Raw genomic sequence first — 26,917 nt, 5'->3', positions numbered from 1 at the left:
GCCTGGCGCAAGGAAGGGGGCCTTCATGTACTCAGGTGGGCTCAGGGGCACCGGTACCGGGTGGGACGGCACTCGTGATCGCCATTCGGTCACCAAGGTCGTGAAGGCCTCCTTGCCTACCCTCAAGGTAGGCAAGGAGGCCTTCACGGACTACGCGCCCCAACACCTTAGGGAGCTACCGGTCCCGCTTTCCCGTACAGACCGTTCCCCGCCCAGTTCACGAGATCGTGCGAAGGCCGCGAAGGCGGGACAGGCACGAAGTTCGCGGCATCGTCGACGCTTCCCGTGCCGTCGTACTTCGCCTGCAGCGGATACGGGAACACCGGCCGCGTGCGGAACACCTTGCCGTCGGCATCGCGGCCGGTGGCGATCGTCCGGTCCGGCGCCGTGCCACGCTCGACCCAGGAGACGAGTTCCTTGAGCGGGTCGTACTCGGTCAGCTTGTCGCCGGTCGCGCAGTGGTACAGCGCGGGCACCATGAACAGCCGCGCCCAGTCCCGCGTCGCCGCGGGGCCGCCGTTGGCGCGGGTGAGCCGCTCGTAGTAGTCGATGCTGCCCGCAGCGGGGATCGCCTGGTCCGCCCAGCCGTGCCAGATCACGAGTTTCCCGCCCGCGCGCCGGAATTCGCGCAGGTCCGGCGCCATCGCGTTGGAGCGGATGCCTTCCGGGGTCAGCCTGTCGAATTCCCGAGCGGTGAAGGTGAACTTCTCGACCGACGAATGCGGTGTCCCGATCGGGTACGCCATGTACTTCAGGTAGTTGTCGGCGAGCGCGTGCGCGAATGGAATCCCGCCGGTTTCCGGGGACGGGATGATCCAGCCGTACCAGGAGAGCTCGGAGCCGACGGTCTGGCCGCCCGGGTACAGCTTGCGGCCGCGTTCGTCGGTCGGCGGCGCGTAGAGCTTCTTGGTGGCTTCGACCTGTGCGGCGGTGAGGCAGCCCGCGTTGTCGGTGCCCGGCGGGCAGGCGATCGTGGCCGGGTCGAAGCGGCAGGTGCGCGGATCGTCGATGGCGCCGTCGCCGAGCCCGTCGGACTTGTCGCAAGAGGACAGTGCGGCGGCGTGCAGGGCCGGGAGTTTCTCGGCGGTCAGGATCGGCTTGCCGTCGGCGCCGGTGTTCACCTTGGCGAGCCAGGTCTGGTAGACGCCGAGCAGCGGTCCCCAGTAGCCGGCTGGCGCGCCCGCGACGATGCCGTCGAAGTCGTGGGGATAGCGCTGGGCGAGCAGGAGCGCCTCGCGACCGCCGTCGGAGCAGCCGCTGAAGTACGACTGCTTCGGCGGAGCGCCGTAGAACTGCGTGATCAGCCGCTTGGACGCCTTCGAGACCACGTGCGGCGCCCGGAACGCGAAGTCGTCGCGCGCGGCTTGGTCGTTCTCGGCCCACTTGCCGTCATCGACGATCGCGGGGGTCTTGCCGACGTGACCGTCGTCGGTGGCCGCGACCGCGACGTCGCCGCCGTGCGGGAGGCCGCAATCGGCGAACGGAGGCGTGGTGACCACTCCGCAGAACCCGCCGCAGCCGAACTGCAGGTACCGGCCCGCGTAGGTCTTGGTCGGCAGCCGGAGCTGGAACCGCACCGCCGGTTCGACGTAGCCGCGGACGTCGCAGTTCTCCGGTTCGGTCGCCGTCGCAGGCACCACGGTCGCGGTCTCGACGTGCGTGACCGCGCCGGGAATGTCGTAGGTCCGCACCAGATCGGCGCAGGTGCGCACCGGGTGGAACGTCGTTTCGCCGGCGGTGGCCGCCGGCGCCGTGAGTATCGAGCCTGCCGCGATGAGCGCTGCCACGCCGAGCATGGACAACCGCCGCATTTCCCCACCCCAGTTTCCCGGATCGGCTTCAGTCGTCTCTTCACCCTGGCCCCGGCCCCGCCGGTTGTCCACCAGGTTTCCGGGCATCCGGGTTGTCCAGTTCGGGCCAGGTTTGTCCGGGTGTCTTGACATCGATGTCACCCCCGAGTTCTTCTCTCTTGGCGTCACCGGTCCCCTGCGAGAAAGCATTGGTGCAACGATGCCCCGAAGCGTCAGACCCTGGGTCTGCAGCCTTCTGAGTGCCACGGTCGTGGCGTCCGGGCTGGTAGCCCTCCCCGCCACCGCCGCGGCCGAAGAGGCCCCACCGGACTTCTACTCCTCGTTCGAGCCAGGCGAACCCGAGCCGACGTGGAGCGACACTGTCGACGTCGACCCGTCCGGCAAGCCGAAGTCCTTCGGTGTCGACGGCGCGAACGCCACCACCATCCCCGGTGACATCCGCGGCAAGGTCACCGAGGTCTCCGCCAACAGCGAGAACACCCCCAACGAGGGAGTGGCGAACCTCGTCGACGGCTCGACCGACACCAAGTGGCTGGCCTGGACTCCGACCGGCTGGGCGCAGGTCACGCTGTCCGAGCCGACGTCGATCACCCGGTACGCGCTGTCCTCGGCGAACGACTTCGACAACCGCAACCCGCAGGACTGGACGCTGAAGGGCTCCGCCGACGGACAGTCCTGGACCGACCTGGACAAGCAGTCCGGGCAGAAGTTCAGCGAGCCGTTCCAGAAGAAGGAGTACCGCCTCGCCGCCGCGAGCGCCGCGTACAAGTTCTTCCGGCTCGAGGTCACCAAGAACAACGGCGGCCCGATCCTGCAGCTGTCCGAGCTGCTGCTGGCCAACGAGGATCCGGCCCCGCCGGCGCTGCCGAACATGCGCAGCTTCACCGACAGCGGCCCCGGCAGCGGCTACACCAGCAAGAACCGGGTCGGGTTCACCGGCCTGCGCGCGTTCCGCTACTCCGGCAGCCACAAGGCGCAGGGGCACGGCTGGTCGTACAACAAGATCTTCGACGTCGACATCCCCGTGGCGGCGACCTCGGAGCTGTCGTACAAGGTGCAGCCGGAGTTCATCCGCGGCGACCTCAAGTACCCGAGCACGAACGTCGCGGTGGACCTGGCGTTCACCGACGGCACCTACCTGAGCCAGCTCGGCGCGGTCGACCAGTACGGTTTCGGGCTCTCCCCGCAGGGCCAGGGCGCGAGCAAGGTGCTCTACACCAACCAGTGGAACCTGGTGCGCTCGCAGATCGGCGTGGTCGCCAAGGGCAAGACGATCGACCGGATCCTCGTCGGCTACGACAACGCGGACGGGCCGGGTTCGCTGCAGGGCTGGCTGGACGACATCAAGGTCTCGGCGACGCCGACGCCGCCGGCGAGCCTGCGCCCGTCCGACAACGTGCTGACCACGCGCGGCTCGCTGTCCAACGGGTCGTTCTCGCGCGGCAACAACATGCCCGCGACCGCGGTTCCGCACGGGTTCAACTTCTGGATCCCGACGACCGACGCGGGCACGTTGAGCTGGATGTACTCGTACCACTCGCGCAACAACGAGCAGAACCTCCCAGCGCTGCAGGCGTTCTCCGCGAGCCACGCGCCGAGCCCGTGGATGGCGGACCGGCAGACGTTCCAGTTCCTGCCCTCCACCGCGTCCGGGGTGCCGAATCCCGACCGTGAGGCGCGGAAGCTGCCGTTCAAGCACTCGAACGAGACCGCGCGGGCGCATTACTACGGCGTCGACTTCGAGAACGGGATCAAGACCGAGGTCGCGCCGACCGACCACGCGGCGCTGTACCGCTTCAAGTTCCCCGGGGCGGATTCGAACCTGATCTTCGACAACGTCAACAACAACGGCGGGCTCACCCTCGACCCGGCAGGCCGGTCCATCACCGGGTACAGCGACGTCCGCAGTGGACTGTCGGCCGGTGCGACCCGGATGTTCGTCTACGCCACCTTCGACAAGCCGGTGACCGCCGGTTCGAAGCTGTCGACCGGTTCGGGTGACCAGAAGCGGGACAACGTCCTCGGCTACCTGAAGTTCGACGCGGGCGCCGACAAGACGGTGAACATGCGGATCGCGACCTCGCTGATCAGCGTGGACCAGGCGAAGAAGAACATGGAGCAGGAGCTCGCTCCGGACGCGACGCTCGAATCCGTCGCCGGCGCCGCGCAGAACGCGTGGGACGAGAAGCTCAAGGTCGTCGAGGTCGAAGGTGCCTCGAAGGACCAGCTGATCACGTTGTACTCCAACCTGTACCGCCTGTTCCTGTACCCGAACTCGGGCTTCGAGAACGTCGGTACCGTCGAGAAGCCGGTGAAGAAGTACGCGAGCCCGGTGTCGCCCAAGGCCGGTCAGGACACCCCGACGCAGACCGGGGCGAAACTGGTCGACGGCGAGTTCTACGTCAACAACGGGTTCTGGGACACCTATCGGACGGTGTGGTCGGCGTATTCACTGCTCAGCCCGGACACCACCGGCAAACTCGTCGACGGTTTCGTGCAGCAGTACCGTGACGGCGGCTGGATCTCGCGCTGGTCCTCCCCCGGTTACGCGGACCTGATGACCGGAACCAGTTCGGACGCCGCGTTCGCGGACGCCTATCTCAAGGGAGTCAAGGGTTTCGACGTCCAGTCGGCCTACGACTCGGCGATCAAGAACGCCACGGTGACCCCGCCGAACGGCGCGGTCGGCCGCAAGGGCATCGACGAGGGCACGTTCCTCGGGTACGCGCCGAACACCGCGGACCACGGGTTCTCGTGGGCGATCGAGGGCTACGTCAACGACAACGCGATCGCGAACATGTCGAAGAAGCTCTACGACGAGGCTCCGGCGAACGACCCTCGCAAGCAGGAGTACCTGGACAACTACGGGTACTTCACCGAGCGGGCCACGCAGTACGTGAACGTGTTCGACCCGAGTGTCGGCTTCTTCCAGGGCCGTGACGCGGCGGGCAAGTTCACCCGGAGCAAGGAGGAGTTCGACCCGGAGGTCTGGGGTATCGACTACACCGAGACCAACGCGTACGGCATGCGGTTCTCGGTTCCGCAGGACGGACAGGGCCTGGCGAACCTCTACGGCGGCAAGGCGGGGCTGGCGTCCAAATTGGACGAGTTCTTCGCCAAGCCGGAGCAGGGCCTCAAGTTCGGCACCTACCCCGGTGTCATCCACGAGATGACCGAGGCGCGGGACGTGCGGATGGGCATGTACGCGCATTCGAACCAGGCCGCGCATCACACGCTCTACATGTACGACTACGCGGGTCAGCCGTCGAAGACGCAGGCGAAGGTCCGCGAGGCGCTGGCGAGGTTGTACGTCGGCAGCGAACTCGGCCAGGGCTACGGCGGTGACGAGGACAACGGCGAGCAGTCGGCCTGGTGGCTGTTCGGCATGCTGGGCTTCTACCCGCTGCAGGTCGGCAGCTCGGACTACGCGATCGGCTCGCCCCTGTTCACCAAGGCGACCGTGAACCTGCCCGGCGGCAAGAAGATCGTGGTCAACGCGCCGAAGAACAGCGCGAAGAACGTCTACGTGCAGGGTCTGAAGGTGAACGGCAAGGCGCAGACGTCGACGTCGCTGCCGCATTCGGCGATCGGAGGAGGCGGGACGCTGGACTTCGACATGGGCCCGAACCCGTCGTCGTGGGGTACCGGCCCGGACGACGCGCCGAAGTCGATCACCAAGGGCGACGCGGTGCCCACCCCGGTGCACGACCTGACCAAGCCGGTCTCCGGCGGGGACGCCGCGTTCTTCGACAACACGTCGCGGACCGAGGCGAAGGTCAAGGCGCCGATCCAGTACCAGGTGCCTTCGACGAACGAGGCGGGTTCGTTCTACACGCTGACTTCGGGCAAGGGCGCGGGTGACGCGAAGAGCTGGGTGCTGAAGGGCTCCTACGACGGGAAGACGTGGGCGGTCGCGGATCAGCGGACCGACCAGACCTTCCAGTGGCGTCAGCAGACCAGGGCGTTCAAGATCGCGAATCCGGCGCACTACGCCTACTACCGGCTCGAGGTCACCGCGACCACGGGCGGGGAGGTGTCGCTGTCGGAGTTCGAGGTGCTGGGCAAGCCCGACGCGGCGTGCACGGAGACGATCACGGGCGAGCGCAAGGGGCCGCTGACCGTACGGAACGGGGTGACCTGTGTGGACGGTGCGACGATCTCCGGTCCGGTGTCGGTGTCGGCGGGCGCGAGCCTGATCGTTCGCGGCGGCTCGATTTCCGGGCCGCTGACCGCGACCGGTGCGGCGCAGGTCGTGCTGGACCGGACGAAGGTGGGCGGCCCGGTGGCGATCACCGGGACGACCGGGGCGGTCTCGATCGAGCTGACCGAGATCGGCGGGCCGGTGGCGTTGACGGGCAACAAGGGGCCGGTGCTGACTGCCAGCACGATCGGCGGACCTCTGGCGTGCGCGGCCAACTCCCCCGCTCCGACGGACTACGACCTGCGGAACACGGTCCGCGGCCCGGCCGCCGGGCAGTGCGCCAAGCTGTAGTCCTCCGGTGAGTACGTGAAGGCCCCCTTCCGTGAAGGGGGCCTTTACGTCTGTTCGGGACGTCGGCCGCGGAGGATGCCGAAGCCGACGAGGGCCGCGGACAGCAGGGTGAGCGCGAGCCCGGCGCACGTGATCGCCTTCGGGAAGTCGGCCGACTGCTGAGCCGACGTCAACGCACCGGGAAAGACCACCGCCAGGATGGTGCCGCTGAGCGCGATGCCGATCCCGGTGGTGACCTCGCTGGAGGTGTCGACGAGCGCGGCTCCGATGGTGGTCCGGTTCGAGGGCAGGCCACGCATGACGTTGGTGCCCGCCACGACCCCGACCACGCGCATTCCGGCTGCCACGAGGGCGAGCGCGACGGCGATCCAGAGGTAACCGAGTCCGCCGAACACCGTGTAGACCGCGAGCCCGCACACTACCGCGGCGGCGCTGAGCCAGGCGGCCTTGCCGAGACCGACGCGGGTGATCAGCGGGGTGATGAGAGCGCCGCCGGCGATGAGGACGACGACCTGGGGCAGCATCCCCAGCGCCGCCTGTGCGGGCGCCCAGCCGAGACCGAACTGGAGCTGCAGTGTCACGAGGTACCCGAGCCCGGCGGTCGCCAGCCCCGCCGCGGCTTTGAGGGCCAGGCCGCTGGACACGAGCGGGCGGGCGATGAGTTTCAGGTCGAGCAAGGGATGCCGGGCGGTCTTCTCGCGGATGACGAAGCAGATCGCGGCGGCGAGCGCGGCCACGGTGGCGCCCCAGGGCAGAGCCGAGGCGGTGCCCGCTTCGGCGAAGAGCGTCGGGGCGAGCAGCGCGAGGACGATCGTCGCGGTTCCCAGTGCCGCGCCGGCGACGTCGATCGGATCGCGATGCAGGTCGGCGGCATCGTCGGCCGGGATACCGGCCCGGATGCCGAGGAACGCGAGCGCGGCGATCGGCACGTTCACCAGCAGCAGCGCTTGCCACGGCGCAACGGTGAGTACGAGCCCTCCGGCGGTGGGGCCGACGGCGAGACCGATCAGGCCGACGGTCGAGATCAGGGTGGTGGCGCGGACGCGCAGCACGTCTTCGTCGAACAGGCGGAACGCGAGGGCGAGTGATCCCGGGGTCGTCATCGCGGCCGCGACACCCATGAGTGCCCGGACGGCGATGAGCTGCCACGCGACGGTGACGAACATCGTGGCCAGGCTCGCCGCCCCGAGCAGGACGAGCCCGGCGAGCATGACCTTGCGCCGTCCGATCCGGTCCGCCAGGGCGCCGAACGCCAGCATCAGGCCGCCGAATACGACGGAGTAGGCGCCGGTCACCCATTGCAGCGTGGTCGTCGAGGCGGAGAGCTCACGGCCGATGGTCGGCAGCGCGACGTTGAGGATCGAGTTGTCGAGCATCTCGACCAGGAACACGGCCGAGAGCCCGGCCAGCGCCGGCCATTTCCCGGCCAGTGAGGGGCTTTGGACAGGGGAACGCATCACGTACTCCTTCGCGATGAAGGAGTGACGGTTCGTTCGATACCGCGTATGCGCGTGCCCGGTACGGCAGGCACGTTTCTACCCCGATGCCTCGATCATACGACGCTCGCGAGGTGCCAGGGCGGTTAGGTCCACGCGGGACGGTCCGTTCGCCCCATGCGCATCAGGCAGTCACAGCGGCTGCCAAGTACATGAAGGCCCCCATCCTTGCGCCTAGGTACAGGAAGGGGTCCTTCATGTACCTAGGCGGGCAAAAGGCGACCACTCACGAGGCGAATCCCGGCGATCAGGCGGAAGCGCCCCGCACCGCCAGTCTCCGCACGTCCATGTACAGGCACCCGGCCGTCGTGGGCTGCGGCGAACAGGTCCTTTCCGGATGGAACGACAGTTGGTTGGACGCAACGGTCAGCCGCACGAACCGCACACCGGTCGCGCTGCCCGGCGCGAGCTGGAGCGCGGTGAGCTTGTCGAGATCGGCGGGCTTGAAGTCGCCGGTGCCCGCCTTCACCCACGTCGTGCCGTCCACCGAGGTCTCGACGGTGACGTCCTTGGCGGCCGCGGGCGGGTCGTCGCCGCAGATGTTGGTCGGGTCGATCTCGATGGCACTGACGTTCACCGGTTTGCCGAGTTTGATCGTGACGAACCGTGTCTCGATGGTGCCGTCGGGGCGGACGACCCTGTCGGTCGACCAGCCGCCCCCGCCGAGCACCGACGCGGTCGTGAGATCGCCGGGGCCGCAGCCGTAGGGGGTGAAGTCCTCACCGTTGAACGCGGTGACACCGGCACCGGCACCACTGGAGGCCCAGTTGAACCGCAGCGACCAGTCCAGCTTGCTGGTCCCCGACCGCACCGAGACCGCGCGGATCTCGCCGTCGGCGCCACCTCCGGAGGCGTAGACCTTCGGATAGGTGCCGGGGAGCACGCCGGGGATGGTGTAGGCCCCGGCCGCGTCGGTGACCGCGGACAGCGACCCGGCGAAACCGGAGTCGTGCCCGCTGAACCGGACGGCGACACCCGCGATCGGCGCTCCGCCTTCGCGGTCGGTGACCTTGCCGGTCACGGTCCCGGTCGGGGTGCCCGCGGGCGGCGGGGTGGAGAAGTCCTCGGCCGGCGCGGTGTCGGCGCCGCTGATCGACGCGGCGAAGTAGCCCATGCCGCGCGCGGCGAAGGCCTTCCACAGTTTGGCGTGCGCGCGGCCGCCGTTGATCACCGTGTCGGCCTGCAGGATCGAGTTCCGCATGTCCAGGAAGGACGGCGACGCGGGCGAAAGCTCCATCGCGCGGGTGACCAGCGCCCGCGTCAGCGGCACACCGAGCGCCGAGCGGATGTCCCACAGGGTGCTCGCCCAGATCTCGCCGTCCGCGTGGACCTGCGGGAAGCCGACGATCCGGCCGAGGTCGCCGTAGGTGTAGCCACCGGGGCCTGCCCCTGGTGTGCCGGGGCACTTCGACGCGACGGCACCGACCGGGCAGTCCAGCGGCTGGGTGCGGGCCAGCGGGACGCCGTTGCTCACGTAGTCGCCGCCGAGGAGTTCACCGGGCGCCGAGGTGTCCTTGATCGCGTTGCGCCCGACGAGGTAGTCGAAGGCGTACCAGTCGCTCCAGGCCTCCCCCATCGCGCCGGACTGCAGGGAGTTCAGGGTGGAGTTGCCCTGCGCGTCGACGACGAGCCGGTTGGACAGGCCGTGGGTGTACTCGTGGTGGATGATCGTGGCGTCGTCGGCGGAGTTCGCGGCGAGGAACGGGTCGTCGGGGTTCCTGGGGTCGTGGAACAGGAACATCCCCATCGTCGGCGGCTGCCCGTCCGGCGGGGTGCCCATGAACGCGTTGTCGTAGTAGCCCGGTTCCTGCGCGCCGAGCAGGGTGTGGACCTGGACGGCGTCGCCGTCGACCTTCTCGAAGTTGCCCGCCTGGCGGGTGAAGCCGATCGGAAAGGAGGCGAGGTGGTCGTGGAAGCTCCCGACGTAGGCCAGTGCCTGCACGGCGTTCTGCTCCCGGTTCTTCGCCCACGAGCCCGGCGTCTTCGGGTCCCAGGAGCACGGCCTCGCCGCCGAGCACGGCGGGCCGACGGCGGCGTTGAAGTCGGTGAACCGGTAGCGGTAGGTACCGTCGGTGTTCGGCCCGATCTCTTCCTGCGGCTGGAACTTCAGGTCGCCGTTGACGTCGGCGGCGACGTGCGCGACGTTGCCGTCCAGGGTTTTGGCGTCGGCGGGCAGCCAGCCCTTCTGGGTCAGATCGACCTGCTTCTGCGGGCCCGGCTGGGCTTCCCAGGCGAGGCCCTTGGCGCCGGCAGCGTCGTTGTCGTCATTGGCGTGGTTCACCAGGTTCTTGCGGTAGAGCAGCTTGCCGGTACCGGCGTCGGTCACCTCCTGGAACATCTTGTCCACGGCGGGTCTGGTCAGCGTGTACCAGGCGGGACGGAGCCCGTCGCCGGTCAGGAACGCGACCTGCTTGGAGTCCGGCGCGGGAGCGGCCAGCGTGGTCGCGCCCAGCGAGGCGGGAAGGTCGCGCACGGGCGCGCCGTCCAGCTGGATCAGCCTGCCGTCCTTCGCGACGTGCGCCTTCAACCCGTTGCCGAACACGGGAACTCCGCCGACGGACTGGGTGAAGGAGAGATGGTGCGTGCCTTCGACGTCGACGTAATCCTTACGCAGGTTCAGTTTCGCGGTGTCATCGGCGCTGAGGCCGACAAGCCCTTCCTTCTGCCGCAGGTAGTTCAACACGATCTCGTGGGGTGACCGGCCGCTCGGTCCGGTGAGGAACCCGTCGGTGCGGGCCAGGACACGGGGTGTGCCGGTCAGCTCGTCGAAGTCGAGGAGGGCCTGGTTGCCCAGTTCCGCTCTCGTGTTCGTGACGGACGTCGACCGGGACGCCGCCGCGGCGAGGACACGCGGGCTGGTTCTCGCCGTGTCCCGGACATCGACGTCCTTCCCGGATCTGTCCGGTGTGGTGTGCACGGCACCCGGTGCCGGTGCCGCGCCGGCTTCGGGCGCCGTGACCAGCGCTAGCACTGCGATGGCGGTCGCGGCGCACAACGAGGTACGCGAACGTGACGTCACTCCAGACCCCTCTCGTGGTGGTGACGCAGACGTTCCCTTCGTACCGATACAGTCACCGTGGACGTCAGCGCCGATCAGGTACGGAATTCCCGGTGAGCGGTACCCCGGCGCTGGAGTGTCCACAGTGGATTTAAAGGGATTCGTAGGGGAAGATGGACGGCGCCACGGAATTCGAGCGGCTGCGGCCCGCCATGTTCGGACTGGCGTACCGCCTGCTCGGTTCAGCGGCGGAGGCGGAAGACGTCGTCCAGGACGCCTATCCGAAGTGGGCGAGCGCCGAACGTGGGTCGATCGCGTCGCCGCGGGCGTGGTTGGCGAAGGTGGTCACCAATCTCTGCCTGAACCGGCTGACCTCGGCCAGGGCTCAGCGGGAGCGCTACGTCGGGCCATGGCTGCCCGAACCGGTCCTGACCTCGGACGACGTGCTCGGTCCGCTGGAGACGGCGGAGCAGCGGGAGTCGGTATCGCTGGCGATGCTGGTGTTGCTGGAGCAACTCGGCCCGGTCGAGCGCGCGGTGTTCGTGCTGAAGGAGGCCTTCGCGTACAACCATCGCGAGATCGCCGCGATCCTCGACGTCTCCGAGGTCAACTCGCGCCAGCTGCACAGCCGCGCGCGGCGGGCCCTGGACCGATCGGACGAGCGACGGGTTCCGGACCCGCGACAGCTCGAGAAACTGGTCGAGAGTTTCCTGTCGGCGGCACGGGACGGCGATTTGCCCGCTTTGGAGAGTCTGCTGACCGCCGACGTCACGGCGTGGTCGGACGGTGGCGGCAAGGCCACCGCGGCCCGGCGTCCGGTGCACGGCGCGGCGAAGGTCGCGCGGCTGTACGCCGGGATGTTCGACGGCGTCGGACAGGTGTCGATCGAAATCCTGGAGGTCAACGGGGGTCCGGCGGTGGTCGCGACGGCCGGTGACGTCCTGTACGGCATCCTCGGGTTCGAGGTGGCGGAAGGGCGGATCCGCGGGCTCCGCGCGGTCGCGAATCCGGAGAAGCTCGCGTTCCTTTCGGAACAGTTGTCACATTCCGGGTGGCTCGCCGGTTCTTGAGGGTGGAAGCTCTCAACAACGGAGGACCAAGGTGACGAACCCGATTCTGGTGACCGGCGGTACCGGCGACCTCGGCCGCGAGGTCGTGCGGCGGCTGGTGGCCGAAGATAGGCCGGTTCGGATCATGAGCAGGCGGCCACGGCCCGCCGAGGAACCGAACGAATGGGCGCGGTGCGATCTGAAGACCGGTGACGGCCTCGCCGACGCGGTCGACGGTGTCTCGGCGATCGTCCATTGCGCGTCGACGCTGGGTCGCGGGGACGAGCGGGTGACGCGGAACCTGGTCGAGGCGGCGCGGCGGGCGGGCAGTCCGCATCTGGTGTACATCTCCATCGTCGGCATCGACCTGATCCGGTTCTTCTACTACGACGAGAAGCTGGCCTCGGAGAAGGTGATCGAGGAGTCCGGTCTGCCGTGGACGGTGCTGCGCGCGACACAGTTCCACGAGCTCGTCGCGCGGGCGTCGTCGGCGCAGCGGCGGCTGCCGGTGACGTTCATGCCGTCGGGGTTCCGGTTCCAGCCGGTCAGCACCGCCGATGTCGCGGACAGGCTGGTCGAGCTGGTGTCCGGCGAGCCGTCGGGGCGGGTGCCGGACATGGGCGGCCCCGAGGTGCGGAGCGCGCGTGACCTGGCGGAGGCGTATCAGCGGTCGGTGGGGCGCCGGAAGCCGATCGTGTCGCTGTGGCTGCTGGGCAAGGCGGCGCGGGCGTTCCGGGCGGGCGGCAACCTGACACCGGAGAACGCGACCGGTTCGGGCACGTTCGAGGAGTTCCTTTCCTCACGCGTTTAGTCCTCTGGATGCGGCACACCGAGCCGCGCTCACGCGTCCGAGTTACGGTGGCCTGGTGACGATCACCGGGTTCTTCTCCTCCTTCGAAACGGGTGATCCGCAGCCGCTGGATCCGGCCCTGCGCGTCGGCACCGGCCCGGCGTCGTCGCCGACCGCGAAGGCCGGTGTCGGGTTCACCGGCGCGCACGCCCTCCGCTACGAGAACACGCTGCGCGCGACCGTGTTCGAAGTGGACATCGAGGTCACCGGCGACACCGAACTGTCCTATGTGGTCTTCCCCGAAGCCGGGACCGACTACCACGGCACCTTCGTGGCGTTGGAAGTCGAGTTCGCCGACGGGACGTCGGCCGGGTTCAGCGCCACGGAGCAGGCCCTGGACAAGACGCTGTACGTGGACCAGTGGAATCTCGTGCGCCGACGGCTCGGCGACTTCGCCGGACGGCGGATCGCCCGGGTCGTCCTGGTCAGCGAGCCGCCGGACGGCGCGAGCGCGGGCTGGATCGACGACGTCCGGATCACCGAACGCGCGATCGAGATCCGCGAGCCGGTCGACCACGTCCGCACCACCCGCGGCACGCATTCCAGCGACAAGTTCTCCCGCGGCAACAACTTCCCCGCGACCGCGGTCCCGCACGGCTTCAACTTCTGGACCCCGGTCACCGACGCGGGCGCCACGAACTGGATCTACAGCTACCACCGCCACAACGACGCCACGAACCGTCCGGCGCTGCAGGCGTTCGCACTGTCGCATCAGCCGAGCCCGTGGATGGGTGACCGGCACACCTTCCAGGTGATGCCGGGGATCGGCCCGGTCGAGGCCGACCGGGCGCGGCGCGCGCTCGCGTTCTCCCACGACGACGAGGTCGACCGGCCGCATCACTACGGTGTCCGGTTCGCCAACGGCGTCACCACCGACATCGCCCCGGCGGATCACGCGGCGCTGTTCCGCTTCACCTTCCCGGGTGATCGAGGTTGGCTGCTGTTCGACAACGCCCGCAACCGGGGCGGGTTGCGGCTGGACGCGGCGAACGGCGTAGTCACCGGCCACACCTGGGTGCGCAGCAGGTTGTCGACCGGAGCACGGCGGATGTTCGTCCACGCCGAGTTCGACGTCCCGGCCGAACGCGGCGGGAGGATCCGGCGCCCGGTGTGGCGCACGGTGACCGGGTTCCTGGAGTTCGCCGCGGGCGAAGTGACGATGCGGATCGCGACGTCGCTGATCAGCCTCGCGCAGGCCAGACGGAATCTGGACCAGGAGATCCCGGCAGGCACGACCTTCGAGCAGGTCCGTGATCAAGCCCGCGCGCAGTGGGCCGAGGTGCTGGACCGGGTCGAGATCGAGGGCGCGACCGAGGACCAGCGCACCACGTTCTACTCGAACCTCTACCGGCTGTTCCTGTACCCGAACTCCGCGCACGAAGTCACACCGAAGGGTGTCCGCCACGCGAGCCCGGTCATCCGCCGGCTCTGGCCCAGCACGCGCACCAGGACCGGCGCGAAGGTCGTGGACGGCGAGATGTACGTCAACAACGGCTTCTGGGACACCTACCGCACCACGTGGCCCGCGTATGCCCTGCTCACGCCCGGCCGATGCGGACGGATGATCGACGGATTCGTCCAGCAGTACCGCGAAGGCGGCTGGATCTCGCGCTGGTCCTCCCCCGGCTACGCCAACCTCATGACCGGCACCAGTTCCGACGTCGCTTTCGCCGACGCGTACCTCAAAGGCGTGCGCGGATTCGACGTCGAGGCCGCCTACGAAGCGGCGCTGAAGAACGCGACGGTGACGCCCCGCGGGCAGAGTGTCGGCCGCAAGGGCCTGCACGAGTCGATCTTCCTCGGCTTCACGCCGACGTCGGTCCATGAAGGGCTGTCGTGGGCATTGGAGGGTTGCATCAACGACTTCGGCCTGGCCAACTTCGCCGAAGCGCTCGGGCATCACGACGACGCCGCGTACTTCCGGCAACGTTCACAGCAGTACGCGAACCACTTCGACCATCTGATCGGCTTCTTCCAGGGCCGTAACCGTGACGGCAGCCGTCATTTCGCCGCCCAAGGCTACGACCCCGAGGCGTGGGGCGGCGACTTCACCGAGACGAACTCCTGGAACACCGCTTTCTCGGTACCCCACGACGGCGCCGGGCTCGCCGCGCTGCACGGCGGCGCCGAGGCGCTGGAGTCCAAACTGGACACTTTCTTCGCGACTGCGGAGACCGGCCGCAAACCCGGTTCCTACGGCGGGTTGATCCACGAGATGACCGAGGCTCGCGACGTCCGAATGGGACAGTACGGGCATTCCAACCAGCCGTCCCACCACATCCCCTGGATCTACCACTACGCGGGCGCGCCTGCGAAGACGCAGCGGATCGTGCGGGAGGTCCTGCGGCGGCTCTACGTCGGCAGCGACCTCGGCCAGGGCTATCCGGGCGACGAGGACAACGGCGAGATGTCCGCTTGGTACGTCTTCGCCGCGCTCGGGTTCTACCCGCTGGCGATGGGCAGCCCCGAGTACGTGATCGGCGCGCCGTTGTTCACGAAGGCGACCGTCCACCTGGAGAACGGGAAGGACCTGGTCATCGAGGCGCCCGGCAACACCGGCGACACCGTGTACGTCCAGGGGCTGACGATCGACGGACGGCCGCACGAGAGCACCACGCTTCCGCATTCCGCGCTGGCCGAGGGTGCCGTGCTGAAGTTCACGATGGGCGAGCAGCCGTCGGAGTGGGGTCGCTCCCCCGTCGAGCCCGCCGACCCGCGACCGCTCACGGACATCACGGTGCCCGACGGTCCCCTGTTCGACGACACCACCAAGACCGAGATCACCTTCCCCGAACGCGAACCCGTCATCGAGTTCCCCGTCGAGGACGCTGCTCGTGACGTCGTGATGTACACGCTGACGTCGGGCAGCCGCGGGGGTGATCCGCGCTCGTGGGTGCTGGAGGGATCCGACGACGGCGAGCACTGGACGCTGCTGGACCAGCGTGAGGGCGAGAAGTTCCGGTGGCGCCGTCAGACGCGGCCGTTCGCCCTCGCCGGGCCGGCGCGGCACGCCCGATACCGTCTTCGCGTCACCTCGTCCACCGCCCGGCGGGTCACCCTCGCCCAAGGAGAGCTGCTCGCCCGATGATCACCCGCATCACCCAGGCCACGACCGATCGTCTGGTCGCCTCCGACCCGGGCCTGGTCCGGCTCCGGCTCGGCTTCTCGGCCGTCCTCAGCATCGTCGTCGCGGTGCTGGCCATCCTGCCGTTCCACCAGCCCCTCACGGTCACCCTCGTCGCCGCGATCGCCGCCATGACGTCCGCCTTCACCGTCAACGACGAAACCCCGGGGAAGCAGGCGGTGACGCTGGTTCTCGGGTTGGTGCTCGGCGCGGCGTCGCTCACGGCGGCGAGCGTGGGCTCGGCCGTGCCGCCACTGGACAGCATCGTGTTCGTCCTGCTGATCTTCGTCGCGGTCTACGCCCAGCGGTTCGGCTCGCGCGGCATCGCCCTGGGCTCGCTCTCGTTCTTCCTGTTCTTCTTCGCGATGTTCCTGCAGACGCATTTGAAGCAGGTCCCGGCGCTGCTGCTGGCGCTGACCATCGGGATCGCCGCCAACGCGGTGGTCCGGTTCGTCCTGCTGCGCAGGCACACCGACGCGGAGTTCCTCCGGATCCGGCGGGCGTTCCGGGCGCGGCTCGCCGCGGTGGTGCGCGCGGCCGAGGACCACCTCGCGGTGGGCGGCAGCGAGCGCACCCGCAAACGGCTCCGCAGGACGAACGCCCGCATGCACGAGTCCGTCCTGCTGATCGAGGACACCGCGCCGGAGGTGACCGGCGCGGACTCGGTGAACCGGCTTCGCCGCCGGGCGATCGAGGTCGAGCTGGCGGTGCAGTGGCTGACGATCACGGTGCAGCGCACCTGCGCCGAAGACCTCGACGAGGACGTCCGCGACGATCTCATCGCGCGGATGCGGCGGTTCCGGTCGCTGATCGAACGCGACCCGCGGGAGCTGCCGCTGATCAGCGAGACCGAAGAGTTCAGCAAGATGCTGGTGGAAGGCAGCCGGATCGACGAGCACGCCGCGCCCGGTGACGGCGTCCGCCGCGCGCTCGCCGAACTCGCGCTGGCCGACGTACGTGCGCAGCGGGTGGCCGAGCACGACGTCTCCGATGCCGTCGATGATCCCGAAGACCCCGAGGAGGAGAAGTCCTCGGCGTTCGCCTACGACAACCAGACGCGCAGCGCCATCCAGGCCGTGGTGGGCGGCGGGCTCGCCGTGCTCGGCGGGGAGCTGGTGTCGAGCCAGCGGTGGTACTGGGCGGTGCTGACCGTGTTCGTGGTGTTCATCGGCTCGTCGACCGCGGGGGCGACGTTCGTCAAGGGGGTCCGGCGGCTCGGCGGCACGCTGATCGGGATCGTGGGCGGGCTGGTGCTGACGCTGCTGGTGTCGGGCAGCGTGCCGGCGACGCTGGCGCTGATCCTCGTGTGCGTGTTCGGCATGGTCTACATGGCGCGGGTGTCGCAGGTGATCATGGCGTTCTTCATCACCAGCATGCTCGGGCTGCTGTACAGCCTGCTGGGGACGTTCAGCATCGAGGTGCTGTGGATCCGGGTCGCGGAGACCGCCGTGGGCGCGGCCGCCGGGGTCCTGGCGGCGGTGGTCATCATGCCGGTGCGTACGCGGGCGGTGATGCTGGACGACGTCTCGGCGCTGCTGGAGGAACTGGACGAGTTCGTCGAGAAGGCCGCGGGGCTGCTGTCCGGCGCGGAGAACGTGAGCGTCATCGAGAAGTCGCGTGATCTGGACCGGGCGGTGGACAAGGTCCGCACGACGATCGAGCCGCTCACCCATCCGGTGAATCTCAGCAGCCGTCGTGACTACGGCTGGCACGTGCTCACGACGGTGGAGACGATCGCCTTCCGCGCCCGCCACGTCGCCGCGCGGTCGCAGCCCGGGCTCCTGCTCAACGAGGCGGACCGGCTGCTGCTGTACACCGGGCGGATCCGGGAGAACACCGCGGTGCTGAGGAAGGCGATCGGCGATCCCGGCGGCTCGGGACACGGGACGCTGATCCGGGACGACGGCACGCCGGTGGCGGACCGGATCGACGATCCGCGGGCACGTTCGGTGCTCACCAGCCTCGGGCACCTCGACGAGACAGTGATCGCGCTGGGCCGCGTGTTCGGGGTCGAGGCCACAGATCCGGAGCCGTCCGGTAAGTCGTCCCAGACGTAGTGAAGGCCTCCTTGCCTACTTTGAGGGTAGGCAAGGAGGCCTTCACGGACCGGCCCGCAACGCCTTGGGGTCGCCTAGGTACATGAAGGCCCCCTTCCTGTACCTAGGCGCAAGGATGGGGGCCTTCATGTACTTCGGCGAGGTGTGAAGTTCGCATGGGGCGAATGTGACGCTCAGAAACTTCCGTGAAGGCCTCCTTGAGGGACCCAGAGTCCCTCAAGGAGGCCTTCACGGACCGAGCCGCGGAAATCGAACCGCGGCCGGAATCCACGTAGAGGGGTCAGCTCTTCGGTTTGGGACAGTTCTTCCACGAGAAGTGGTACGTGGTCTTGATGGAACCGTCGGTCGAGTCCATGGTGACGAAACTGGTGGTCTTCTTCGGATCGGAAGTGCCTACCCCGGCCCGCAGTTCCGTGTTGATGTTGAAGTTCCGATCCTCACCGCAGGGTTTGTAGACGATCGCGCCGACTTCGATGTTGTCGGTGAACTGCCAGTTGTCCTCGAACGGGCCTTTGAGGCTGTGGTTCACGAAGGATGTCGGGGAATTGCCCTGGAAGTAATAGTTGGCCCGTTCCAGCCCAGTGGCTCCCGCGGCCAAGGAGGCGAAACCTCGGTAATCGGTGCCCGCGATGCCGTAGGTGAATCCCTGCGGCACGTGGACATACAGGTTGAGCTGACAGTTCTTGCGCAGATCGGTGGGTTTGGCGCCGACGCCGACCTGAGCGGTGTATTCGCTGTAGGTGACGGTGAACGCGGTGTTGTCCGGCGAGACGGAAATGGCCGCCGTACCGGGTCTGCATCCGGTTCCGTTGACGGTCACGACGTCGATGACTATTTTGTCGGACGGCAACGGGGGCGGCACCCAGGCGTTCGGAGTGACGACCGAAGAGAAAAGCGTTACGGCAGCAACCAGCGCGTTGAGCATGGGATCCTTCCCAAGGCTTCCACACGGCGGATCCGGGCGGATTCGAGGTCAGCGAGACGTTCTTCTCCGGGTCGGCCGCCGATTCGGGCGAAAACGGTTTCGATCACCGGAAGGGGTGACCGCCGAAAATGAGGTCGTCGAGAATGCTCGTCGCCGCCGGACGGGCGGCGACGAGCGGTGAAGCCCTCGTTCAGGGCAGCCAAGACCCTGACCGGGCATGGGTGGGACGGCCTTCTTCCGGACCGGGAAGCAGGCCGTCACCCGGGAACAGAGGTCAGGAGGTCGGGCAGGTCTTCCACGAGAAGTGGTAGGTGGTCTTGAACGCGCCGTCGGTCGAATCCATCGTGATGAAACTGGTGGTCTTCTTCGGATCCGACGAACCGGCGCCGACCCTCAGTTCCGTGTTCACGTTGAGGTTCCGGTCCTCGCCGCACGGCTTGTAGATGATGACGCCACCCTCGGCCTCGTCACGGAATTGCCAGTTGTCCGAGAGCGGCCCGTTGACGGGATGACTGACGTGCGCGGTAGGCGAATTCCCCTGGAAGTAGTAATTCGCCCGCTGCAGCGCCTTGGCGCCGGATTCGAGATAGGCGAAACCGCGGTAATCAGCACTGGCGATACCGTAGGTGAATCCCTGCGGAACGTGGATGTTGAGGTTGAGCTGGCAGTTCTTCCTGAAGTCGGTGGGTTTCGCGCCGACACCGACCTGAGCGGTGTATTCGCTGTAGGTGACGGTGAACGCGGTGTTGTCCTTGGCGACGGCGACCGCGGAAGAACCCGGCGGGCAGCCGGAGCCGTTGACCGTGACGACGTCGATGACGACGCGGTCGGGCGGCGGTCCCGGCGGCGGGGACATGCTGTTCGGTGTTATTATCGACGAGAAAAGAGATACGGCGGCGACCATTGTGCTGAGCATGGGGTCCTTCCCGAAAACTTCCACACGGGGGGCGGGGGACTGGGCGGACTCATGTTAGCGAAACGATCTTCACGATGCCGCCCGCCGATCGGACGCAAACGTCCCGGCAATCGGTTCATGAAATGAAGTTATGGTCTGTAACCGTTTTCCGGATCCATGGGGAACACCGTAGTCCCCGGAAAACACCATTCACTTCGCACGATATGAAAAATGCTTTCGCGGGTTCGCCGTTGACGATTCCGGAGAGACAGGGCGTTTCCGCCGCCTCGCTCCCCCGCGTCCCGACGCGGCGGGGTGCGTGAGCCGGGTCACCCGGCGGTGTGCCGCGGCCGCGGACCGCATCGATCAAGAAAACAGTGACTGGACGCACCCGAACGGCGACTCGGGACAGGACTAGCATCGCGGTACAAGTCGATGTCGCCTCAAGCTGGAGAACCGCAATGACCCAAGCCCCTGTCAACGTCACCGTCACCGGTGCGGCCGGCCAGATCGGCTACGCGCTGCTCTTCCGCATCGCGTCCGGTCAGCTGCTCGGCCCGGACACCCCGGTGAAGCTGCGGCTCCTGGAGATCCCGCAGGCGGTCAAGGCGGCTGAGGGCACCGCGATGGAACTCGAAGACGGCGCGTTCCCGCTGCTGTCGGGCATCGACATCTTCGACGACCCGAAGCAGGCCTTCGAGGGCGCGAACGTCGCCCTGCTCGTCGGCGCCCGTCCCCGCGCCAAGGGCATGGAGCGCGGCGACCTGCTCGAGGCCAACGGTGGCATCTTCAAGCCGCAGGGTGAGGCCATCAACGCCGGTGCGGCGAGCGACATCAAGGTCCTCGTCGTCGGCAACCCGGCCAACACCAACGCCCTCATCGCGCAGGCGCACGCGCCCGACGTCCCGGCCGACCGCTTCACCGCGATGACCCGCCTCGACCACAACCGCGCCCTCGCGCAGCTGTCGAAGAAGCTGAGCGTGCCGGTGACCGAGCTGAAGAAGGTCGCGATCTGGGGCAACCACTCCGCGACCCAGTACCCGTCGATCGCGCACGCCGAGGTGTCCGGCAAGCCCGCGACCGAGGTCATCACCGACCAGCAGTGGCTGGCCGACGACTTCATCCCGACCGTCGCCAAGCGCGGCGCGGCGATCATCGAGGCCCGCGGCCTGTCCTCCGCGGCGTCGGCCGCCTCCGCGGCGATCGACCACGTGTACACCTGGGTCAACGGCACCCCCGAGGGTGACTGGACCTCGGCGGCGGTCGTGTCCGACGGCTCCTACGGTGTCCCGGAGGGCCTGATCTCCTCGTTCCCGGTCACCGCCGCGAACGGCGAGTACAAGATCGTCCAGGGCCTGGAGATCGACGACTTCTCGCGCGCCCGCATCGACGCTTCGGTCAACGAGCTGGCCGAAGAGCGCGACGCGGTGAAGAAGCTCGGCCTCATCTGAGCCTGAACCACCTCACGAAGGCGGCCGTGTCCCTCGGGACGCGGCCGCCTTTTCGCTGCCGATGATCGTGTCGAGGTTCGCGCGGGTGGTCTCCAGCTCACCGATCGCGTCGTCGATCCGGCTCCGCTGCTGCCGCAGCGCCTCGACCAGCTCCGGGCAATCCGGCGTCAACCAGCCGTCCTCGTCGACGATGCAGGGCAGGATCTCCAGGATCTGCGCGGTGTTCAGCCCGGCCGCGAGCAGGATCCTGATCCGCCGCACCGCGGCCACGTCGGCGTCCCCGTAGACGCGGTAGCCGCTCGGCCGCCGCACCGGGGTGAGCAGTCCCTGCTCCTCGTAGTACCGCAGCGCACGTTCGCTGACGCCTGTCCGCCGCGCGAGTTCCCCGATCCGCATCCGCACTCCAGACTTGACTCTCACGTCAATGTCAAGGTTTAGCTTAGCCGCCATGACCACCGTGACCGTTCTCGGACTCGGCCCCATGGGCCACGCCCTCGCCGCCGCTTTCACCGCCGCCGACCACCCCACCACCGTCTGGAATCGCACTCCTGGCAAGGAAATCGGCCTCGACGCCGCCGTCGCAGCGACCGCCGCGGAGGCGATCGAGGCGAGCCCGCTCGTGATCGTCTGCGTGCGCGACTACGCCGTGGCACAGTCGATCCTCGACACCGACGCGCTCAAAGGCCGCACCCTCGTCAACCTCGGCGGCGGATCACCACGGCAAGCCCGCGCGATGGCGACCTGGGCCGCCGAGCACGGCATCGACTACCTCGACGGCGTGATCATGGCCACCACCGACGCGATCGGCGGCCCGGACGCGGCCCTGTTCTTCAGCGGCCCCGCCGACGTCTACGAAGCACACCGGCCCACGCTGGCCGCGCTCGGCGAGAACGCGCAATACGTCGGCGACTCCCCCGGCCAGGCCGCCGCGTTCGACGCGTCCCTGCAGGACATGCTCTGGACCTCCATGAGCGGAGTGATCCACATGCTCGCGCTCGCGAAGGCGGAGAGCATCGGCGCCACCGACATCGGCGCACACGCCAAGGCGCTGCTCGGCTTCTTCCCCGCCATGATCGACCTGCTCGCCGAACAGGTCGCCACCGAGGACTACTCCGGCGACGCGGGTACCCTCGAATCCACCGCCGCGACGATGGACCACATCCTCGACGCGATCCGCGCGCAAGGCCTCGACAACGGCGTCCTCACCGCGGCCCGAGCCCAAGTACAGCGAGCGATCGACGCCGGCCACGGCTCTGACGGCTTCGCCAGGCTCGCCGCCCTCTAAGAGCGGAACTGCCGCGCCTTGATCCCGTACTGACCCATCTTCCGGTACAGCGTCGCCCGGCCCATCCCGAGCTTCTCCGCCGCACCGACCACGGTGGCCCCCGGCTCGGCGAGGCAGCGCACGATCTCGTCCCGCTCCATCGCCTGCAACCGGCTCAACCGATGCCCCACCCCGGAGAACACCTCCGCCGGCAGATGACGGCTGTCGATCACGTCCGACCTCGACGCCGCCTCCCGCACCACCCGGCGCAGCTGCTTGGCGTTCTCCGGCCAGTCACAGGCGGTCAGCGCCCGCACCGCGGCCGGGGTGAACGCGACCTCGCGCCCCCGGTCGCGGCGGGCGAAATGATAGGCCAGCGGCAGGATGTCGTCCGGGCGGAACCGCAACGCCGGAACCTCGACCACCACCTCCACCAGCGGGGCGAGCGCCTCCGGGAGCGCGCCGGCGTCTTCCGCGGTCAGCACGAACGGCGGCGGCTCACCCTCCTGCCGAGCTTCGGCGAACAACCCCGCCAGCTCGGCGGCCGCCCACGCCGGGAGCGTGTCCACCCCCGAGACGATCACGCATGTCCCCTCCTTCTCCAGCTCCGGAGTCCACAACGTCAGCCAGGTGTCGACGTCGTCCGGCGCGGGCGGACGCGCGTTGAGCACCCGATCCCTCGGCCGCGTCGCCCGCCGCGCGGCCGACGCGAGCGCCGTCTTCCCCGCCCCGGCTTCACCGACGACAGCGACCACCCGCCCACGACTCAACGCCGAACCCACCTCGCCGAGCGCGTCCGACCAGCCCGGCGACAGCCTCGGGGCATCAGCCGGATCGAACCGATCCGAGTGCACCCGGAACACCTCACCACGCGGCGCCGGCCGCGGAGTCCGCCCCGACGCCCGTGCCAGCATCAACGCCGCCGTGTTCCCGGCCGCCGCCTGCGCCAGCGCCAGCAGCAACTCCGACGACTGATCCGACCACGTCGTCAAGTTCACGCTGCCCGCCAACGCGCCGGTCAGCGGATCCAGCACCGGCACCGCCGCGCACGTATAGCCCCGCAAACCCGTGCAGTAGTGCTCCGCGGCCCGCACCAACGTCGGCGCGCGATCGGCCAGCGCCAGACCCAGCCCATTGGTACCGGCATTGCTCTCCGCGAAGTAGAACCCCGGCGCCAGGTGGACCCGATCCAACGACCGCACGATCGACGCGTCCGTGCACAGCCTGCTCAGCACCAAACCCTCACTGTCGGTGATCATCAAGCTGACCGGCTCGTTCGCCAGCGTCGCCTGCAACCCCCGCAGCACCTCGTTGCCGCACTCGTACAGCAGCGAACCGGTGTCCAGCGACCCGGTGAACACCGGCCGCACCTCGTCCTCGGGGGCGCCGTACCTGGCGCTGCGCTGCCAAGACGCCCGCAATCGCGGCGCGATCACCGCGTTCGCGCTCTCCACATCGACCTCCCGGGACGCCACAGTGCGTTCGGACCTCCGCCAGCGTACGTCCGCGGACACCGGCGCACAGGCTCGCCGGTGTCTCAAACTGAGACACCGAGCGCCTCCCTGACCTGCGCCGACACCCCTACCGTTCACCTCCAACGTGCCAACGGCGGTCACGATTGCGGAGGAAGACCATGTACACCAAGGACGGCGAGAGCTACTTCATCGTGGACGCGCACGTCGCGCTCTGGGACGCCCGGCCGGAGAACCAGGCCAACATCCACGGCAAGCAGTTCATCGACTGCTTCTACGACTACCACCGCAACCTCAGCCCGGAATCCGAGCTGTGGTCCTACGACGAATACCTCTACTACGGCGGCGCGCGCCTGATGAAGGACCTCTTCCAGGACGGCTACGTCGACCACGCCATCTTCCAGCCCGCCCACCTCGGTGCCTTCTACAAGAACGGCTTCGGCCAGACCGAAGAGGCCTTCGCCCTCACCAAGCAGCACCCGGACAAGCTCACCTACAACCACTGCTTCGATCCACGCCTCGAACAAGCCGGCCTCGACCAGCTCCGCCGCGACGCCGAACGCTTCGGTCTCAAAGGCGTCAAGCTCTACACCGCGGAATGGCGGGACGACTCCCGCGGCTACAAACTCGACGACCCCTGGTGCCGCCGCTACCTGGAAACGTGTCTCGAACTCGGCATCCGCAACATCCACATCCACAAGGGCCCCACCATCCGCCCGCTCGACCGCGACGCCTTCGACGTCGCCGACGTCGACAAGGTGGCCACCGACTACACCGACCTCGACTTCGTCGTCGAACACTGCGGGCTCCCCCGGCTCGAGGACTTCTGCTGGATCGCCACCCAGGAACCCAACGTCCACGCCGGCCTCGCCGTCGCGATGCCCTTCATCCACACCCGCCCGCGCTACTTCGCCCAGATCATCGGCGAACTCCTCTACTGGCTCGACGAAGACCGCATCCAGTTCTCCAGCGACTACGCGCTCTGGACCCCGAAATGGCTGGTCGAACGGTTCGTCGACTTCCAGATCCCCGAGGACATGACCGAGTACGCGCCACTGACCACCGACCAGAAACGCAAGATCCTCGGCCTCAACGCCGCCGCGATGTACGACCTCCCGGTGCCCGAAGAACTCCAGGTCCCGCGCCTCGAAACCCAAGCCGTCTCGGTGGCCTGACATGCGCGAACACGACGCCTACACAGCACTTCACGCCGTCTTCGACCCCGAACTCGACGAACCCATCACCGACCTCGGCTTCGTCCGCTCCCTCACCGTCGACGGGAGCGAGGTCACCGTCCACCTGAGGCTCCCGACGTCGTTCTGCTCGCCGAACTTCGCCTACCTCATGGCGTCCGACGCCAAAGACGTCCTCGCCGCGCTCGACGGAGTGTCCCGGGTCCACGTCGTCCTGGACGACCATCACGACTCCGACCTCATCAACCGCGGTCTCGCCGCCGACGCCGGCTACCGCGGCACCTTCGGCGACGAAGCGGAGCAGGACCTCGACGAACTCCGGCTCACCTTCCGCCGCAAAGCCCACACCGCGGCCATGGAGCGGGCCCTCACCCGGCTCCTGCGCGAAAACCGGGAACTGACCGAAGACCGGCTCCACGACATCACTCTCGCCGACCTTCCCGACCACCGCACCACCCACGCACTCCTGCGCCGACGGGCCGCGCTCGGACTCGACACCGCACCGGAGGCGCCGGTCCTCGTCGACGACCACGGAAAGCCTTACCCCCGCGAAGAAATCCCGCTACGGCTGCGCTTCGCCCGCTCCGTCCGCATCTCGATCGATGGCAACGCCCACTTCTGCCGCGGCCTGCTGCGCACCCGCTACCCGGAATCCGCCGCCGACCAGACACCCCGCAACCAGGAGGTCCACGCATCGTGAAAGCGATCCAGGTCATCGGTTACCACGAAAAGCTCCAGCTGACCGAGGTCGCCGAACCCGAACCCACCGGCCCCTACGACGTCATCGTCCGCATCGGCGGCGCCGGCGTCTGCCGCACCGACCTCCACATCCTCGAAGGCCAATGGGCCGAGAAGTCCGGCGTCACCCTGCCGTACACGATCGGCCACGAGAACGCCGGCTGGGTACACGCCGTCGGCAGCGCGGTGACCAACGTGGCCGAAGGCGACAAGGTCATCGTCCACCCCCTCATCACCTGCGGCCTCTGCCGTGCCTGCCGCTCCGGCGACGACGTCCACTGTGCCCAGTCGCAGTTCCCCGGCATCGACACCGCGGGCGGCTACGCGGAATACCTCAAGACCTCCGCCCGCAGCGTCGTCCGGATCGACGACAGCCTGGAACCCGCCGACGTCGCCGCCCTCGCCGACGCGGGGCTCACCGCGTACCACGCCGCGGCGAAAGCCGCCCGGAGGCTCAGGCCGGGCGACCGCTGCGTCGTCATCGGCGCCGGCGGCCTCGGCCATATCGGGATCCAGGTGCTCAAGGCCCTCACCGCCGCCGAACTCGTCGTCGTCGACCGCAACCCCGACGCCGTCGAACTCGCCGTCACCATCGGCGCCGACCACGGCGTCATCGCCGACGGCACCCAGATCGACCAGGTCCTCGACCTCACCGGCGGCGAAGGCGCCGAAACCGTCATCGACTTCGTCGGCGAAGGCGGCGCCACCAAGGACGGCCTCGCCATGCTGCGCCGAGCGGGCGACTACCACGTCGTCGGCTACGGGGAGAACATCGACGTCCCCACCATCGACGTCATTTCCAGCGAGATCAACCTGATCGGGAACCTCGTCGGCTCGTACACCGACCTCTGCGAGCTGATGGTCCTCGCCGCCCAAGGCCGCGTGAAACTCCACACCGCGCGCTACCCGCTCGAAGAGTTCCAAACCGCGCTCGACGACCTCGACGCCGGACGCATCCGAGGCCGCGCGATCCTGGTCCCCTGACCCTCGCGGGTCTTAAGGACTGCACCTACGTGGATTCCGGCTGCGGGCCGCCTGTCCAGTCCGTGAAGGCCTCCTTCAGGGACTCTGGGTCCCTCAAGGAGGCCTTCACGGAACCGGT

Annotated in this window: 17 protein-coding genes; 10 read left to right on the top strand and 7 right to left on the bottom strand. The window is 68.4% G+C overall.

Features of this window, described 5'->3' with window-relative positions; all coding sequences use genetic code 11:
- Positions 1–167 precede the first annotated feature (167 nt).
- Positions 168–1,811, bottom strand: a complete 1,644-nt coding sequence (locus tag DMH01_RS16030) for a tannase/feruloyl esterase family alpha/beta hydrolase (protein WP_233621543.1) — start codon at positions 1,809–1,811, stop codon at positions 168–170.
- 199 nt (positions 1,812–2,010) lie between these two features.
- Here DMH01_RS16030 and DMH01_RS16025 point away from each other — a divergent pair, with 199 nt between their 5' ends.
- Complete coding sequence (locus DMH01_RS16025) at positions 2,011–6,303, top strand: GH92 family glycosyl hydrolase (protein ID WP_125677523.1); 4,293 nt, start codon at positions 2,011–2,013, stop codon at positions 6,301–6,303.
- Between the two features lie 44 nt (positions 6,304–6,347).
- Here DMH01_RS16025 and DMH01_RS16020 read toward each other — a convergent pair whose 3' ends face one another.
- Positions 6,348–7,760, bottom strand: a complete 1,413-nt coding sequence (locus DMH01_RS16020; RefSeq protein ID WP_125677521.1) for an MFS transporter — start codon at positions 7,758–7,760, stop codon at positions 6,348–6,350.
- A 286-nt stretch (positions 7,761–8,046) separates the two neighbouring features.
- Positions 8,047–10,818: a M36 family metallopeptidase gene (locus DMH01_RS16015; RefSeq protein ID WP_233621542.1), complete on the bottom strand. Its 2,772-nt coding sequence runs from the start codon at positions 10,816–10,818 to the stop codon at positions 8,047–8,049.
- Between the two features lie 152 nt (positions 10,819–10,970).
- On the opposite strand from DMH01_RS16015, the gene DMH01_RS16010 reads away from it, so the two are divergent.
- The 4 genes from DMH01_RS16010 to DMH01_RS15995 are packed head-to-tail and all read left to right on the top strand — an operon-like array spanning position 10,971 to position 17,877.
- Positions 10,971–11,867: an RNA polymerase sigma-70 factor gene (locus DMH01_RS16010; protein ID WP_125677519.1), complete on the top strand. Its 897-nt coding sequence runs from the start codon at positions 10,971–10,973 to the stop codon at positions 11,865–11,867.
- Between the two features lie 31 nt (positions 11,868–11,898).
- Positions 11,899–12,657 carry an SDR family oxidoreductase gene (locus DMH01_RS16005; RefSeq protein ID WP_125677517.1) on the top strand — a complete coding sequence of 253 codons (759 nt, stop codon included), beginning with the start codon at positions 11,899–11,901 and terminating at the stop codon, positions 12,655–12,657.
- Positions 12,658–12,712: 55 nt separating this feature from the next.
- Positions 12,713–15,784 carry a GH92 family glycosyl hydrolase gene (locus DMH01_RS16000; RefSeq protein ID WP_125677515.1) on the top strand — a complete coding sequence of 1,024 codons (3,072 nt, stop codon included), beginning with the start codon at positions 12,713–12,715 and terminating at the stop codon, positions 15,782–15,784.
- A complete protein-coding gene (locus DMH01_RS15995; RefSeq protein WP_125677513.1) occupies positions 15,781–17,877 on the top strand; it encodes an FUSC family protein in 2,097 nt (698 codons plus the stop codon). The genes DMH01_RS16000 and DMH01_RS15995 overlap by 4 nt, the downstream gene beginning before the upstream one ends.
- Positions 17,878–18,157: 280 nt before the next feature.
- Here DMH01_RS15995 and DMH01_RS15990 read toward each other — a convergent pair whose 3' ends face one another.
- Together DMH01_RS15990 and DMH01_RS15985 are read right to left on the bottom strand one after the other, a co-directional pair.
- Complete coding sequence (locus DMH01_RS15990) at positions 18,158–18,802, bottom strand: DUF4360 domain-containing protein (RefSeq protein ID WP_125677511.1); 645 nt, start codon at positions 18,800–18,802, stop codon at positions 18,158–18,160.
- Positions 18,803–19,076: 274 nt separating this feature from the next.
- Positions 19,077–19,658 carry a DUF4360 domain-containing protein gene (locus DMH01_RS15985; RefSeq protein WP_125678777.1) on the bottom strand — a complete coding sequence of 194 codons (582 nt, stop codon included), beginning with the start codon at positions 19,656–19,658 and terminating at the stop codon, positions 19,077–19,079.
- A gap of 500 nt (positions 19,659–20,158) precedes the next feature.
- Between DMH01_RS15985 and DMH01_RS15980 the strand changes: the two genes are divergently transcribed.
- The gene (locus DMH01_RS15980; protein WP_125677509.1) at positions 20,159–21,148 is read left to right on the top strand and encodes a malate dehydrogenase; all 990 of its coding nucleotides are present in this window, start codon (positions 20,159–20,161) and stop codon (positions 21,146–21,148) included.
- Between the two features lie 12 nt (positions 21,149–21,160).
- On the opposite strand, the gene DMH01_RS15975 is transcribed toward DMH01_RS15980, so the two are convergent.
- A complete protein-coding gene (locus DMH01_RS15975) occupies positions 21,161–21,544 on the bottom strand; it encodes a MerR family transcriptional regulator (protein ID WP_125677507.1) in 384 nt (127 codons plus the stop codon).
- Positions 21,545–21,596: 52 nt separating this feature from the next.
- Between DMH01_RS15975 and DMH01_RS15970 the strand changes: the two genes are divergently transcribed.
- A complete protein-coding gene (locus tag DMH01_RS15970; RefSeq protein ID WP_125677505.1) occupies positions 21,597–22,433 on the top strand; it encodes an NAD(P)-dependent oxidoreductase in 837 nt (278 codons plus the stop codon).
- Here the strand turns inward: DMH01_RS15970 and DMH01_RS15965 are convergent.
- Complete coding sequence (locus DMH01_RS15965) at positions 22,430–23,926, bottom strand: helix-turn-helix domain-containing protein (protein ID WP_233621541.1); 1,497 nt, start codon at positions 23,924–23,926, stop codon at positions 22,430–22,432. The two genes, DMH01_RS15970 and DMH01_RS15965, sit on opposite strands and share 4 nt — an antisense overlap.
- Before the next feature lie 119 nt (positions 23,927–24,045).
- Between DMH01_RS15965 and DMH01_RS15960 the strand changes: the two genes are divergently transcribed.
- The 3 genes from DMH01_RS15960 to DMH01_RS15950 are packed head-to-tail and all read left to right on the top strand — an operon-like array spanning position 24,046 to position 26,799.
- Positions 24,046–25,059: an amidohydrolase family protein gene (locus DMH01_RS15960; protein ID WP_125677503.1), complete on the top strand. Its 1,014-nt coding sequence runs from the start codon at positions 24,046–24,048 to the stop codon at positions 25,057–25,059.
- Between the two features lies 1 nt (position 25,060).
- Complete coding sequence (locus DMH01_RS15955; RefSeq protein WP_125677501.1) at positions 25,061–25,777, top strand: iron-sulfur cluster assembly protein; 717 nt, start codon at positions 25,061–25,063, stop codon at positions 25,775–25,777.
- On the top strand, positions 25,774–26,799 hold the full coding sequence (locus DMH01_RS15950; protein ID WP_125677499.1) for an NAD(P)-dependent alcohol dehydrogenase: 1,026 nt from the start codon (positions 25,774–25,776) through the stop codon (positions 26,797–26,799). The genes DMH01_RS15955 and DMH01_RS15950 overlap by 4 nt, the downstream gene beginning before the upstream one ends.
- Positions 26,800–26,917 lie beyond the last annotated feature (118 nt).

Origin of the sequence: Amycolatopsis sp. WAC 04182 (assembly GCF_003947465.1) — a bacterium.
Taxonomy (GTDB): domain Bacteria; phylum Actinomycetota; class Actinomycetes; order Mycobacteriales; family Pseudonocardiaceae; genus Amycolatopsis.
Note: the sequence above shows the minus strand (reverse complement) of the source record. Positions and strands in the feature narration are given on the sequence as shown.